We start from the raw sequence: 14,191 nt of genomic DNA on the forward strand, positions 1-14,191 counted from the left end.
TGACTTTTAGTCAGTTTGTAAGATTTTGAAATGTTTCCGACTTACATAATATAATTAATGATCATAAAAAGTTCGCTTTCGCGGAATAAAAAATAGTTACATGGGTATATTTAATAAATTATTTAGTGGTTCAACAGAAGAAAAAGATAAAAAGGCATTGCCTTGGATTCCGTTAACCGAATTAGCACAATTAACAGACATTAAAACCAAATCGGCCACCAAAACACAGGTTATATTTAAGCATTCTACCCGTTGTGGTATTAGTAGAATGGTTATAAAGCAGTTTGAAAGTGCTTATAATGTAACAGAAAACGATGTGGATTTGTATTATTTAGATTTGCTTAACCACCGCGACATTTCTGGCGAAATAGCTGCTACCTTCCAAGTTATGCATGAATCGCCGCAACTACTTATTATTAAAAATGGGGTTGTTGTGAAGTTTGATAGCCATGGAGCTATAAACAGCATCGATTTAAGCGAATTTATTTAATCCTGTTTTTTTATAAATGACATCTGATTTTCTATTCGTATACGGCACGCTCTTAAAAGATTTTGAGAGTTATATGTCTAAGTTTTTAGAAAGAAACTCCGAGTTCGTGGGTGTTGGTAGCTTTCAAGGGAATCTCTTTGAAATTTCCTGGTATCCGGGCGCTATTTTAAGCGATAACCCAAACCATAGAGTTCATGGGCATGTGTTTAAAATTCTAAATGCTGAAAAAACCTTTAAAGTTTTGGATGATTATGAAGGCATTGGTGATACGGGCGAACATGCAAACGAGTATACACGCACCTTAATTGAGGCCAAACTAGACACGCAAGAGCCTGTAAAAACCTGGGTGTATACCTATAATAATTCCACTGAGAATTTAAAACAAATTGGCTCTGGGAATTACCTAGATAAGTAAAGATATATAGTTATAGGGCGTTTAGATGCGCCTAGAATATTAAAAATATAGGCTGGTAAAAAGTGGTTCATCATCTTTTTACCAGCCTATATTTTTTGATTTAATTGTAATTATTATTACCTTTAGGAAGGGTATTCTTTTAATAATTACTATAATGAAAAGTAAAATCATTGTTGAGGTAATTGTGAACGCAGCGTTGCATAAGGTTTGGGATTTTTGGACAATTCCGAAGCATATTGTAAAATGGAATTTTGCTTCAAATGATTGGTGTTGCCCTAAGGCCGCGAACGATTTACGAGTGGGCGGTCAATTTTCCATAAGAATGTCTTCTAAAGATGGTATCATAAATTTTGATTTTGAAGGGGTTTACAAGGAGGTTATCACCCATAAGAAAATAGCCTACACTATGGCCGATGGGCGACAGGTTATGGTTATTTTTGAAGAAAACGGTCATGAAACCAAGTTAACTGAGGTGTTCGACCCTGAAAACCTAAACTCGGTGGAGATGCAGCAAAACGGATGGCTAGCTATTTTGAATAATTTCAAAGCCTACGTGGAAAGTAAATAAAAACATGTCGTGTCCTTCAATCTTCAAACGGGGGCATTGTGAACCAAAAACCTCATATTCCTTATAATTTTGTTTCTTTGCAGCGTTTTGTAAACCAACTATGCAGCATTTTAATACCTCACTATATCATCCTTTAACGAACGATTCGGGAATAGAATTACCCAAAAAATTCACTTTTCCCTTTTATTACCAGCCACACGCTTTAAGTTTGTTGGCAGCAAAACAATTGCAACAGTATTTAGAGACTCAAACGGATTTTATGCATAATTTTGGTTTGAATCCCAACCAAAACGGACTCATAATAGGTAAAATGTTTGGCGTTATGGTGGTAAAAACTACCAAAGGTGAATTGGGGTATCTAGCAGCATTCTCTGGTAAATTGGCAGATAGCAACCATCTTAAAGGTTTTGTGCCCACTGTTTATAATACTTTAAACGAAGCTGGTTTTTATAAAAAAGGCGAAGCACAATTAAACGCCATCAATGCAGAGATTGAACGTTTAGGGCAGGCTTCCGCGTATATAACGGCACAGGCACATGTTTTAGAAAGTAAAAACGCTTTCGCGGAAACACTAAAAGCTCTTAAAACCGAAATTAAAACTGCTAAGCAACACAGAAACCAACAACGTGAAGCTGCAAAGGAAACTATGACGGCCGAAGCTTACGTTGTGTTTGTTGAAACTTTAAGTCAACAGAGTATTGGTTACCAAATACGTTTAAAGCATCTTAAAATAGAAGGGGAGCAGCGCATACAAGAAGCGGAAATACATTTAAATAGTTTTACACAACCCATTCAAGACTCAAAAACGAAGCGTGCAACCTTATCGGCGTCTTTACAAAAACGCATTCACGAGCAGTACCAGTTTTTAAACGCAGCAGGCAATACCAAAGATTTACTAGATATTTTCAAAGAAACCACTTCGCCTATACCACCTGCGGGTTCGGGGGAATGTGCTGCGCCTAAATTGTTTCAATATGCGTATGAAAATAAGTTGCAACCCATCGCGATGGCCGAATTTTGGTGGGGAGCTTCTCCAAAGTCTGAAGTTCGGAAACACCAACAGTTTTACCCATCTTGCCGTAGCAAGTGCGAACCTATTTTAGGGCACATGATGCAAGGTTTGGAAATAGACCCAAACCCTATTGAAGACCAAATTGTGTTGAACCAAACCTTGGATATTGTTTATGAAGATGAGCATCTCTTATTGGTAAATAAGCCTCATGAGTTTTTATCGGTTCCCGGAAAAAACATCAACGAGTCGGTGTTAAGCAGAATGCAGCAGTATTTACCAAATGCCACAGGGCCTTTGTTGGTACACCGTTTAGATATGTCTACCTCGGGTTTGTTGTTGGTAGCCAAAAGCAAACGCGTGTATAAGCAGTTGCAAAAACAGTTTATAGACCGCAGCGTAAAAAAACGCTATGTGGCTGTGTTAGATGGATTATTACCCAGCACCAAGGGGACTATAAATTTGCCGTTACGTGTCGATTTAGATAACCGCCCACAACAATTGGTATGCTACACGCATGGCAAACCGGGTACCACGAACTACGAAGTAATCGCTACCGAAAACGGTAAAACCCGTGTCTATTTTTACCCCATTACGGGGCGCACCCACCAATTACGTGTACACGCTGCCCACAGCGAAGGCTTGCAAACACCTATTGTTGGCGACGATCTCTACGGCACCAAAGCCAACCGTCTCCACTTACACGCCGAACAAATTATTTTTACGCATCCTATTATTAACGAAGTACTTACGGTGAGTTGTAAGGTGCCTTTTTAGGATGTTGGGTTGTGTTATTATTTTTTTTAGTAGGAAAACCCTAAATTTGTTTGAGTTGAATGTTTAGAAAATTTATATCAAAATATAATATGGCAAATTTTTTAAAGTGTTTAAGTATTATTCCAATATTGTTTCTATTTACAAGTTCTTGTTGTTTTGGGCAAAATCCTGATTTTAAAAATTTGGATATTCAGGTTTTAAAAGTAGTAGATAGATATGCTGTTCAAAGATCTAGTACTTTTCGGGCTGTGCAAGGTTCAATTAAAATGATACAATTAGTTATTAAAAACACTGGGAAAACGCCCATTTATTTAAATTACGAAAATGTTTATGCACTTGACAGGTTAAATAATAGGTACCCTGTTTACTTTTCAAAACCATTTTCAGAAAAGAAGAAGAAAATTAAAGGAAATAAGAATATAAAAAAGACTTTGTATTTTGATTTTCCTCAGAATCATGAACCCGTTATGATTCTAATTGAAGATAGAAAGTTTCAATTATATTTTTGAAAAACGAAGGTTCCGAAGGAATTGAAAAATTTATAAATTATTTGAGGAGTTGTATGTATCAGTCGCTTTTAATATCCAAACCCTTATTCAGAATTCTAACGATTTTCAGAATGTTATTATCAGCTTTTCTATAGAGAATCGGATGTGATTTACAGGTGTTCCAATGATCTTATTATCCGCAATAAGTTCAGTCCCACCGATTAGAAGTGGTAAAATCTATAGGTTAGCGTGCAACATGTTAACAACTCCTAATAACAAGCCATACAACCACTTCGTTTTTAAAGCGATAAAATGTTAAATTCACTCAATATCTTTTTATAAAATATTAAAATGAGGAGATCAATACCTATTCTTTGCGTGGCATTAGGCGTTTTATTGTTGGTGGGTTGTAAAACCACAACACCCGATAAAAAACTCAATATTCTATTAATTTGTGTGGATGATTTACGCCCGGAGTTGAAAAGCTTTGGAGCGAAGCACATCATTTCTCCAAACATCGACCAGTTGGCAAAGCAAGGTGTTTCATTTCAAAAACATTTTGTGAATGCACCTAGTTGCGGTCCTTCGCGTTATACCTTATTAACAGGGCAATATGGACCCGCAACTAACGATGCGCTTTTCCAACGGTCTCAAAACCTAGAAAAAGGAAGTGAAACCGTCGCCCCGAGTATGCCCGAGTGGTTTAGAAAACAGGGGTATAAAACCGTGTCGGTTGGGAAAGTATCGCACCACCCAGGTGGTAGAGGTGGTCAAGATTGGAACGATAGCACTGTTATTGAAATGCCAAATGCGTGGGATAAACACTTGATGCCTGTTACGGAATGGGAGCACCCACGTGGCGCGATGCATGGGTTGGCTCATGGCGACATTCGGAAAAAAGCAGGGGATATGGATGTTTTTCAATCTGCAACTGGCAATGACAATATTTATCCAGATGGTGCGATTACGGAAGTAGCACTAAACCAATTACGAGCGCTTTCAGCAGATAAAGCGCAACCTTTTTTCCTTGCAGTTGGACTTATTAAACCTCATTTACCTTTTGGTGCACCTAAACAGTATTTAGATATGTATGATGGTGTTGAATTTCCAGAACCAAAAAACACGCAAAAACCAGAGGGGAGAACGACTTGGCATCCATCGGGTGAATTTATGAATTACAACCGTTGGGGTAAAGACCCGAATACAGATAGTGATTTTGCAGATGAGGTACGCCGGCATTATGCCGCTTGTGTGAGCTATGCAGATGCTCAAGTGGGAAAAGTGCTTGCTGAATTGAAGCGCACGGGCGCCGATAAAAATACCATTGTCATACTTTGGGGCGACCATGGTTGGCATTTAGGTGAACATGCTATTTGGGGCAAACACAGTTTGTTTGAGGAATCGTTGCATGCACCGCTGATTATTCAGTATCCGGGTATGAAAAATGCGGATGTTAATACAAGTGCTATTGTAGAAACTCTGGATATATTTCCAACGCTTTGCGATTTAACGGGTATTGAAACTCCTGATTTTGCGCAAGGCGTATCCTTAAAAAACGTAATGGAAGATCCAAATGCCGAAGGGCATCCTGCGTTTGCATACTTTAGACACGCTAGTACAATACGAACAAATACCCATAGATTCACACTTCATGATGATGGGTTTGTGGAGTTGTATGACCATACACAAACAGGAAATGAAACTGAAAACATAGCAAGTACAAACCCGGCACTAGTACAGGGCTTAAAGGGAGTTATACAAGCTAAATGGCCACGATACGCTGAATAATTTCTGATAAATTTCACCTAAAACCCACAAAAAAACCTCTAAAGTAATTTAGAGGTTTTTTGTTTTGTATACCGAAATTCTAGCTTGTGCTAGAACGGTTTGTTCTAATTCAAAACGTAGGAACTTATAATTTTTTTGAGTTGTGCTTTTAAATCTTCACCGGTATCGTAAATCATTTGTTCTTCGGTAGGGAAGGGCACACGACGGTTTTTTAAGTAAGGTAAAAGTGTGGTTTCTAAAGCACGGTCGTCACCGCGTACACTTGCGAAAATATGTTGAAATACATATTCGCTGCTTATAGGAAAAGCATCTACCAACTGTTTGGTGTTTAAATTCACATATTCGACATTACCTGTAACTTGCACCGATTTAAATTGGGTGTTTTCCTCGTATTGGCAACGAATGGTTATTAGTTTATCAACTTGAATAGTCGCGCCAAGGCTGTCTTTTACTTTATTGCCTTTGCTGTCTAGTAAATCTTTTTTACCATCAGCAATTTGTTTTTCTTTTATAATTTGACGTTCCTTAATTTGTTCAGGAGAAAGGTTAATCTCTCTTAAATTAAAGCGCATGTTGTAATCGTATCGCACCTCTTTAACGGCGGTGTTGTGGTAAACGGTCCATAAATTATTAAGACCGTACGTGCTAAAGTTTAATAAATCGTCTTGCAAACGGGTTGGAATCACTTTTCGGGTATCGTTAACCATATCTACCAGTACAAAATCGATGCCTTGTGTGTGTGCTACATCTAAAAGGCTGCGAACATCTTTATAATTAGGGTTGATGTCTTCAATATCCTTAAACATTTGAAATGCTTGTCTGGAATCTAGCTTGTTTTTAGATTTTAAAAGTGCTAATGCGTTGTTATAGATTTGTAAAGACGCATCGTTTTTAAATTTGATGATGTCGTTGGAATAATCGACCATATTAAACTGGACCGTTTTACCATTAATAGCCAATGGTAGTAAAGGTTTTATAAGTTCTTGGCGGTTTTTTAAAACTAGATACATATCGTAAATATGTAAATAATTTTCCGGATTGTTGTCCTTTTTAAGGAAATTGATGTCGGTTAAATCGCGTTCGTTGGCTTTATTATAAGCTTCTTGAAGCATGGCGATAAAATCGGCTTTCCCTTTTTTGTCTTTGTTAGTACGTAATTTACTAATGGCGTTATAAATAGCTTGGTCGTAATTACCAGTACTTAACGATTTTTCAATTTGTTTACTAGTGCTGCAAGATAAGATGCAGGCTATTAGTAATGCAGAAAGTAATGTTCTTATCATGAGGTTTACGTTTGGTTTATTTGGGTGTGTTTCCAATAAGGGTGCCAAAATAGCGAAAGAATAGATTAAATACTAATAAATCCGTTTAAATGATTAAATATTGCTTTTTTAATAGGAATTGTATTCGGATTATCTCATTAATTTACGTTATAGTGAAGCAGGTAGGGCTGAAGTAATCTCATTGTTTTTGAGTTGAATATTCACTTTGGAATTGATTTGGTGAGATTGCTTCGTTCCTCGCAATGACGTTTCTTTTCATGGGATTGCTTCACTGCGTTCGCAATGACGGTGGGTTTGATGATATTGCTTTGTTTCTTGTGATATTCTAAAGAAAAACGTCTAATTAAGCGTCATTACGAAGGAGGTAGGACTGAATTAATCTCATTGTTTTTGAGTTGAATATTCACTTTCGAATTGATTTGATGAGATTGCTTCGTTCCTCGCAATGACGTTTCTTTTCATGAGATTGCTTCACTGCGTTCGCAATGACGGTAGGTTTGATGAGATTGCTTCGTTTCTTGTGATATTCTAAAGAAAAACATCTAATTAAGCGTCATTACGAAGGAGGCACGACTGAAGTAATCTCATTGTTTTTGAGTTGAATATTCACTTTCGAATTAATTTCATGAGATTGCTTCGTTCCTCGCAATGACGTTTCTTTTCATGGGATTGCTTCACTGCGTTCGCAATGACGGTGGGATTGAAATACAAAATCCTGCAAAGTATTGAAACCTTGCAGGATTTAGAATCTCATTATATTTTAATTTTAAAAAATTAGCATGCTTGCTTTCGCTATGCCGATTTCTAAATTATTTGCGTTTAAAAACAGGTAGTAACTTAGTAGAAACTTCACCAAAACCAATACGAGTGCCGTCTTTTTCACAGAAACCACGCATTATAACCGTATCGTTGTCGTTTATAAAGCTGCGCTCGCTACCATCTTTCATTTTAATTGGTTTTTCACCTCTCCAAGACAATTCTAACATCGAACCGTAAGAATCGGGTGTTGGTCCAGAAATGGTACCGCTTCCCATCATGTCACCAGAATTTATTGGACAACCATTTATAGTATGGTGTGCTAGTTGTTGCGCCATATTCCAGTACATATACTTGAAATTAGATTTGCTAACAACTGTTTCTTTAGCACCACTTGGACGAATGGAAACTTCTAAATTAATATCGTAACTCTTTTTACCTTTAAATTGAAGGTATTCTAATTGTGGTTTTAAAGGTTTTGGTCCTTCCACACGGTACGGCTCTAAAGCGTCAAGTGTTACAATCCACGGTGAAATAGACGATGCAAAGCTTTTAGCTAAAAACGGTCCTAGTGGCACATATTCCCATTTTTGAATATCGCGTGCACTCCAATCATTTAATAATACCAATCCAAAAATGTATTCTTCTGCTTCTTTAATAGGGATAGGTTCACCCAAATCATTAGCATCGGTAGTAATAAAAGCCATTTCTAATTCAAAATCTACCAATCTACTTGGGCCGAATACAGGTGCATCAGCGCCATTAGGAAGCGTTTGCCCCTGTGGTCTGTGAACAGGAATCCCTGAAGGAATGATAGATGAACTTCTACCATGGTAACCAACAGGTATGTGTAACCAGTTTGGTAATAAGGCGTTGTCTGGATCTCTAAACATGGTGCCTACATTGGTAGCGTGCTCGATGCTTGAGTAAAAATCGGTGTAATCGCCAATTTGCACTGGTAATTGCATCTCAATTTCATCCAATCTAAAAAGAACAATCTCTTTATGGTGTTTGTTGTCTTTTAATGTTTTGTTGTTGCTGTCAAAAATATCAGCAATTCTATTCCTAACAGCACGCCATGTTTTACGGCCATCGGCAATAAAATCATTCAATGTGTCTTGAAGAAAGATATCATCCGTTAACGGAATACCTTCAAAATACCCTAATTGGTGTAACGCCCCCAAATCGATAGCGGTATCTCCAATTCTAGTACCAATAGTTACAATGTCATCGCGTGTTAAAAAGACCCCAAACGGAATGTTTTGTATTGGGAAATCTGAATTTTTATCGACGTGTAACCACGATTTTCTATCTGGATTGTTAGCTGTTAATGGCATAACTTTAAAGTTTAATGTTTATTGAATTATATTCAAACGTACACATTTTTTTCATTTTAATGGAATAAAATGCATAAAAATTAGGTTTCTTTTAACCGTTAATAAAACAGTTGAAAACTTACAAGTAAATATATGTTTTTTGGTGTATTTAACTAATCTATTTGTTATTTTTGCCGAATATTTAACAAGAAATTAATTTTATGCAACGCGACGAACAAATTTTTGAACTAATTGAAGCTGAAAAAGAACGCCAACTTAATGGTATAGAACTTATTGCATCAGAGAATTTTGTAAGCCCACAAGTAATGGAAGCTGCAGGCTCTGTATTAACCAATAAATATGCTGAAGGTTACCCAGGTAAACGCTACTACGGTGGTTGTGAGGTGGTTGATGAAGTAGAACAAATAGCGATCGATAGAGCAAAGGCTTTGTTTGGTGCTGTGTACGTTAACGTACAACCACACTCTGGAAGTCAAGCAAACACAGCGGTTTATCACGCATGTTTAAACCCTGGAGATAAAATTTTAGGATTCGATTTATCACATGGTGGCCATTTAACACACGGTTCTCCAGTAAACTTTTCTGGAAAATTATACGATCCTGTATTTTACGGTGTAGAGCAGGAAACAGGCGTTTTAAATTATGATAAAATTCAAGAAATTGCTACTAAAGAGAACCCGAAATTAATAATTGCTGGTGCATCTGCATATTCTCGTGATATCGATTTTGAACGTTTTAGAGTGATTGCTGATAGTGTTGGTGCTATTTTAATGGCCGATATTTCACATCCAGCAGGATTAATAGCAAAAGGTATTTTAAACGACCCAATGCCACATTGCCACATTGTAACTACAACAACTCACAAGACTTTAAGAGGTCCAAGAGGGGGTATGATTATGATGGGACAAGATTTCGAGAACCCATTCGGAATTACTTTAAAAGATGGTAGTTTACGTAAAATGTCTTCTTTATTGGATTCGGCGGTATTCCCTGGAAACCAAGGTGGACCATTAGAGCACATTATTGCTGCTAAAGCGATTGCTTTTGGTGAAGCTTTAACTGATGATTTTTTACATTACCAATTACAAGTAAAAGCAAATGCTGCTACTATGGCAAAAGCGTTGGTAGAGAAAGAATACAATATCATTTCTGATGGTACCGATAACCACTGTATGTTAATTGATTTACGTAACAAAGATATATCTGGTAAAGAAGCTGAAAATGCCTTGGTAAAAGCAGATATTACTGTAAATAAAAATATGGTGCCTTTCGATACACGTTCTCCTTTCGTAACATCTGGTATTCGTGTTGGTACTGCTGCAGTAACAACTAGAGGTTTGAAAGATGATGACATGATTGCAATTGTTGACTTAATTGATGAAGTTATTACGAATCATGAAAATGAAGACGTTTTAGCGGCTGTTAAAGTTAAAGTAAATGCAATGATGGCTGGACGTCCATTATTTGTATAGTCACATAGTAAATAAGAGCTCTCAGATTTTTAAAATGAGAGAGCTCTCTATATAATAAAAAATCCTGCTTTATGCAGGATTTTTTGTTTTTGGGATCTATGCATCATGGATCTCGTAATAATCAGATGTCAGGACTGTGTGATCAAATAGTTTAATGATTCTGTTTATTTAATGAACTAAAAAACAGGTTAATTCGTTCTTTTCTACATTATGGAATAACCGACTATAAAAGACAAGGTTTTATAATCTGTTTTCAAAAAACCGTACTGTTCTAAGACCTCTCTACTCGTTTGGTATCTTATTTCAAAACTATAGGTGTCGTTGTGTTTATAACCTAGCCCCATGGCTAAGTTGTTTCTTGAATCTAATTTTAATGAGTTTATAGTGGAACCATCTTTTCTGGTAAATTCAATGGTAGATCCTAAAGTTAAATCGGTTACTATAGAAGCGTTTATGAAAATTTTTGAGTTGGGGTTGATAAAAAAATAATGCCTTAAGCTAATAGGAATTTCAATGGAGTTATAATCGACTTCTTCTGTAAGTTCGCCACCAAAAACGTTGTTTGATTCCGTTGTGTTTTTGTATTTAAAATATTGAAAGGTCGGTTCAATTAAAATACTCCATTTACCCTTTTTAAAAGGTAAAATAAATTCAGATTCCACTCCAAACCCAAGTCCAATTTTGGTGCCGTAATCCATTTCTTGAGAGTTCTCCATCATGGTTAACGACGAACTATTTATGCGTGGACGAAGTGTTAAGTTGAAAAAATCTCTTTTCTCTTTTTGTTTAAAATTCGAGAATTCTGTTTTATGACAAGTGCTGTATAGCGTGAAAAATTTAATTAAATCTTTTTTAGTATAATCGACGGTTTTAACTCGGTTGATGCTGATACTTGGGCATTTCAAATCATTCCATAATTGATTTCTAAAAGTTGTATTCTCAGCTACTTGATTTTCATGTGTTTTATAGCTTTTACGAACCAGTTGCTCAATATTGGAAGTAGAATTGGTGTAAAAATAGCGTCTCAGGTTGCTGTCAATATATTCATATAAATTAGACTTTCCTTCAAGAAGTACCTTTAAAAAAATCACTTCTTCTTTAAAGATAGGGTTTTTGTCGTAATTCATATTACTAATAACATCACTAGATCGATCGATATTTACGGTACTTCTAACGTATTTTGAAATGTTATTAATACCAAATTCTTTAACCAATTTTATGCTTTCTTTTTTAGATTCACTGTTTTCTTGAAGTCTATATTCAAATTCAGTAGGGTTGTTTCTCCAATCTAAATTTTTAATTTGACACTCTATAGTTTCGTTATTGTTGTTAATATAATAACCCTTTTCGAAAGTAATTTGAGCATAACAATTAATAAATGAAATGCTAAAAAGAAGAATAAGTAATTGGTTTTTCATTTGGTAATAATTTGGTTTTTATTTAGTTATCGTCTATGGGCAGTAGGGATTGTTACTTTAAATTTTCGGATTTGCATCGACCTCTGATTTGTATTTATCCTTTTGTTTTATCCGTTTAATGTGAAACTACTTTTAGTCCGATAATTGAGATAATTAATGTAGTAATAAAAAATAGTCGCAAAAATGTGGCGGGTTCTTTAAAAACGAGAATTCCAACTAAAACGGTACCTACGGCTCCAATTCCTGTCCATACGGCATATGCCGTGCCTATAGGCAGTTGTTGCGTCACTTTTATAAGAAGAGACATGCTTATTACTAAACAGGCTAGGAAGCCTATATACCAATAAGTTGATTCAACTCCTGTTGATTCTTTTGCTTTTCCAAGACAAGCTGCAAAAGCTACTTCAAATAGTCCGGCAATTATTAATAATATCCAATTCATTAGTTGTTAATTTCTTTTTGAGATGATTGTTGGTCTTCAGTCTTGGTCTGTAATTATATGTTTCATTCTGAAATATGACTACATGTTAAAATTAATTTTATACAGTATATTCGGTGTTTTATAGTCTAAAGATAAGTGTAATCTTATTTCGTTGAATAAATTAATTGTATTTTTTCTAGTGAACCATATTAGTAAAGGTTTGGTCTAGATAAAATTCACCTTTAAGAATATTATTAAGACTTTCTGCTATTGCATTTTCATTCACAAAATCAATAGGCATGAATTAAAGATAGTGCTGTCGGTAGTATTTTGTTTTTTAAGGATATAGAATTGTTTTTTGCGTTTTTGGAAAGTTATTATTTCTCAACATTTTTATTGTTTTTTTAGAAAATTAAAACTTTTCTTTACAAATTTTGTGGATTTCATTTTTATCAGTCGAGTAAGCTATTTTAATAAAGAGATGCATATCTTTGCATTAACAATATTCAATTAAATATGAAAAAACCTACTATCGGATTTATCGGACTTGGCCTTATGGGCGGAAACATGGTTGAAAATCTACAAAAAAGAGGATTCGAATTAATAGTAATGGATCTTAATAAGGATGAAGTTGCAAGAGTTATCGCCCGCGGTAATGCTACTGAAGCTTCTACGCCAAAAGAATTAGCTGAAAAGAGCGATATCGTAATGTTCTGTCTTACAACTTCTGCAGTTGTTGAAAAGATAGTTTACGGTGAAGATGGTATCTTAGCTGGAATTAAAGAAGGAGCTGTTTTGATTGATTTCGGAACTTCAATTCCTGCATCGACTATCAAAATAGGTAAGGACCTAGCTGAAAAGGGTGCTGGTATGATAGATGCTCCACTAGGGCGCACACCTGCACATGCAAAAGACGGACTGCTAAACATTATGGCGGCTGGAGATGCGGAGACTTTCGCGAAAGTGAAACCGGTTCTTGATGAACAGGGTGAAAATGTATTCTATCTAGGTGCTCTAGGTGCTGGACATACTACTAAACTGATTAATAATTTCATGGGTATGACAACTGTAGTTGCTATGTCGCAAGCTTTCGCAGCAGCGAAATTAGCAGGTGTAGATACTCAGCAACTGTTTGATATCATGTCTTCTGGGCCTTCGAACTCTCCGTTTATGAAATTCTGTAAAAATTACGCTGTAGACAACGTAAGTGATTTAGGATTTTCTATAGCTAATGCTAACAAAGATTTAGGGTATTTTGTGCAAATGATGAATGATCTTGGTACAACATCTTTGATTGCTGAAGCTACTTCTACAAACCTTAAAGCAGCTGTTAGTGCTGATATGGGTAGTGGAAATGTTCCTGAAATTTTCGATTACTTCATGAAACTAGAGAAATAGAAGTGTATTAATCTTTTTTAATACTAATTAATGCTTGTGAATTTAAGTTTCAATAAAATGACCTTTATTCACGACAAGTCAGTCTTTACGGTTGTGTATTCTAATCCATTCATGGGAGTAGGAGTAATACCGTAAAGACTATCTAGTTAATTTTTTATTAAGTTTATTGGCTCGAATTTCGTCTAAAATTTTTAGTTTGAAAATTTGTGAATACCGTCTGGTGACTTGATCCTTTTTGTAGATAATGTTTAAAATTAGGTAGTCTTTATTCAAGGCGGGGAAAACGGTATCATAACGTCCTTGTGTGTGGAAGTTTGCTCGTTTTCTAGATTTGGTTTAGTTAACACTAGTGATTTTTTATTTTCAAGTCGTTTCCTAAATACCTACTACTTCTTACATTTTTAAATAGATACTTGTCAATATCTTTAGAGTATAAATATCCTCAAGTAGTATAATAGCATCTTTGATTCCATTATACTATGTGTCAATTGTTTCGATTATTTCTATTCCCGTATGTTTTTTACACCCAGTAGAACAAGCTTTCGGTTGTTTTTGATGTTCTAAAAAACGT

At 35.7% G+C, this 14,191-nt stretch carries 12 protein-coding genes; 8 read left to right on the forward strand and 4 right to left on the reverse strand.

What is annotated here, in order from left to right; translation table 11 throughout:
• Positions 1-100 precede the first annotated feature (100 nt).
• The 6 genes from ytxJ (at position 101) to Q5N74_RS14100 (ending at position 5,535) form a co-directional block, all read left to right on the forward strand.
• A complete protein-coding gene (gene ytxJ / locus Q5N74_RS14075) occupies positions 101-490 on the forward strand; it encodes a bacillithiol system redox-active protein YtxJ (protein WP_304389533.1) in 390 nt (129 codons plus the stop codon).
• 16 nt (positions 491-506) lie between these two features.
• Positions 507-905 (forward strand): gamma-glutamylcyclotransferase, encoded by a 399-nt coding sequence (locus Q5N74_RS14080; protein ID WP_304389534.1) that lies wholly within the window; start codon positions 507-509, stop codon positions 903-905.
• Positions 906-1,059: 154 nt separating this feature from the next.
• Positions 1,060-1,473 (forward strand): SRPBCC family protein, encoded by a 414-nt coding sequence (locus Q5N74_RS14085; protein WP_304389536.1) that lies wholly within the window; start codon positions 1,060-1,062, stop codon positions 1,471-1,473.
• A 100-nt stretch (positions 1,474-1,573) separates the two neighbouring features.
• Entirely contained in the window at positions 1,574-3,259 is a 1,686-nt protein-coding gene (locus Q5N74_RS14090; RefSeq protein WP_304389538.1) for an RluA family pseudouridine synthase, read from the forward strand.
• A 59-nt stretch (positions 3,260-3,318) separates the two neighbouring features.
• A complete protein-coding gene (locus Q5N74_RS14095; protein WP_304389540.1) occupies positions 3,319-3,768 on the forward strand; it encodes a hypothetical protein in 450 nt (149 codons plus the stop codon).
• Positions 3,769-4,098: 330 nt separating this feature from the next.
• Entirely contained in the window at positions 4,099-5,535 is a 1,437-nt protein-coding gene (locus Q5N74_RS14100; protein WP_304389541.1) for a sulfatase, read from the forward strand.
• A gap of 104 nt (positions 5,536-5,639) precedes the next feature.
• Here the strand turns inward: Q5N74_RS14100 and Q5N74_RS14105 are convergent, their stop codons facing one another.
• A complete protein-coding gene (locus Q5N74_RS14105) occupies positions 5,640-6,818 on the reverse strand; it encodes a hypothetical protein (protein WP_304389542.1) in 1,179 nt (392 codons plus the stop codon).
• An 809-nt stretch (positions 6,819-7,627) separates the two neighbouring features.
• Entirely contained in the window at positions 7,628-8,911 is a 1,284-nt protein-coding gene (gene fahA / locus Q5N74_RS14110; protein WP_304389543.1) for a fumarylacetoacetase, read from the reverse strand.
• Positions 8,912-9,111: 200 nt separating this feature from the next.
• Between fahA and glyA the strand changes: the two genes are divergently transcribed.
• Positions 9,112-10,383 (forward strand): serine hydroxymethyltransferase, encoded by a 1,272-nt coding sequence (gene glyA, locus Q5N74_RS14115; RefSeq protein ID WP_304389544.1) that lies wholly within the window; start codon positions 9,112-9,114, stop codon positions 10,381-10,383.
• Between the two features lie 203 nt (positions 10,384-10,586).
• Here glyA and Q5N74_RS14120 read toward each other — a convergent pair whose 3' ends face one another.
• Both Q5N74_RS14120 and Q5N74_RS14125 read right to left on the reverse strand, forming a co-directional pair.
• Positions 10,587-11,801, reverse strand: a complete 1,215-nt coding sequence (locus Q5N74_RS14120) for a tRNA modification GTPase (protein ID WP_304389545.1) — start codon at positions 11,799-11,801, stop codon at positions 10,587-10,589.
• Positions 11,802-11,916: 115 nt separating this feature from the next.
• The gene (locus tag Q5N74_RS14125) at positions 11,917-12,243 is read right to left on the reverse strand and encodes a multidrug efflux SMR transporter (protein ID WP_304389546.1); all 327 of its coding nucleotides are present in this window, start codon (positions 12,241-12,243) and stop codon (positions 11,917-11,919) included.
• 495 nt (positions 12,244-12,738) lie between these two features.
• Here Q5N74_RS14125 and Q5N74_RS14130 point away from each other — a divergent pair, with 495 nt between their 5' ends.
• Positions 12,739-13,620: an NAD(P)-dependent oxidoreductase gene (locus Q5N74_RS14130; RefSeq protein ID WP_304389548.1), complete on the forward strand. Its 882-nt coding sequence runs from the start codon at positions 12,739-12,741 to the stop codon at positions 13,618-13,620.
• Positions 13,621-14,191: the final 571 nt, after the last annotated feature.

It is taken from the genome of Mariniflexile sp. AS56 (assembly GCF_030552475.1).
GTDB lineage: Bacteria > Bacteroidota > Bacteroidia > Flavobacteriales > Flavobacteriaceae > Mariniflexile.

Coding starts and splice junctions, on each gene's coding strand:
- ytxJ (WP_304389533.1), top strand. CDS start 101: ATGGGTATATTTAATAAATTATTTAGTGGTTCAACAGAAGAAAAAGAT.
- Q5N74_RS14080 (WP_304389534.1), top strand. CDS start 507: ATGACATCTGATTTTCTATTCGTATACGGCACGCTCTTAAAAGATTTT.
- Q5N74_RS14085 (WP_304389536.1), top strand. CDS start 1,060: ATGAAAAGTAAAATCATTGTTGAGGTAATTGTGAACGCAGCGTTGCAT.
- Q5N74_RS14090 (WP_304389538.1), top strand. CDS start 1,574: ATGCAGCATTTTAATACCTCACTATATCATCCTTTAACGAACGATTCG.
- Q5N74_RS14095 (WP_304389540.1), top strand. CDS start 3,319: ATGTTTAGAAAATTTATATCAAAATATAATATGGCAAATTTTTTAAAG.
- Q5N74_RS14100 (WP_304389541.1), top strand. CDS start 4,099: ATGAGGAGATCAATACCTATTCTTTGCGTGGCATTAGGCGTTTTATTG.
- Q5N74_RS14105 (WP_304389542.1), bottom strand. CDS start 6,818: ATGATAAGAACATTACTTTCTGCATTACTAATAGCCTGCATCTTATCT.
- fahA (WP_304389543.1), bottom strand. CDS start 8,911: ATGCCATTAACAGCTAACAATCCAGATAGAAAATCGTGGTTACACGTC.
- glyA (WP_304389544.1), top strand. CDS start 9,112: ATGCAACGCGACGAACAAATTTTTGAACTAATTGAAGCTGAAAAAGAA.
- Q5N74_RS14120 (WP_304389545.1), bottom strand. CDS start 11,801: ATGAAAAACCAATTACTTATTCTTCTTTTTAGCATTTCATTTATTAAT.
- Q5N74_RS14125 (WP_304389546.1), bottom strand. CDS start 12,243: ATGAATTGGATATTATTAATAATTGCCGGACTATTTGAAGTAGCTTTT.
- Q5N74_RS14130 (WP_304389548.1), top strand. CDS start 12,739: ATGAAAAAACCTACTATCGGATTTATCGGACTTGGCCTTATGGGCGGA.